The organism is Lactobacillus nasalidis (genome assembly GCF_016587775.1).
GTDB lineage: Bacteria > Bacillota > Bacilli > Lactobacillales > Lactobacillaceae > Lactobacillus > Lactobacillus nasalidis.
This window is the reverse complement of sequence record NZ_BOCG01000186.1, coordinates 1-326: the sequence shown is the minus strand read 5'-3', so window position 1 is coordinate 326 and position 326 is coordinate 1. Positions and strand designations below refer to the sequence as shown.

Annotated in this window: 1 protein-coding gene; it reads left to right on the top strand. The window is 48.5% G+C overall.

Annotated features, from left to right (window positions below; genetic code table 11):
• On the top strand, positions 1 to 326 hold a 326-nt coding region (locus lacNas_RS03400), incomplete at both ends, for a hypothetical protein (RefSeq protein WP_244660630.1).

The following is a 326-nucleotide window of genomic DNA, read 5'->3' as shown; positions in this document are numbered from 1 at the left end:
GTAACGAGCGATGCCAAGGTAGTTACCGGCTACGTTCTGGTTAATACGACTGATACCACTGGTACTTTCGATGAAAGTGACAAGACTGCTGTCTTCACTTACAAGAAGGTCGGTAAGATCATCCCTGTAGATGAAAACAACACGCCAATTCCAGGTGCAGATACGCCGACTTACGAGAACGACCCAGACGACCCAACCAAGGTGACTCCAAACGAGCCAACTCCGACCGTACCAGGCTACTCAACTGATGTTCCGAACGTAACTCCGGAAGATCCAACTAAGGACACTCCTGTTGTTTACACTCAGAACAAGTATGGTCTGACTGA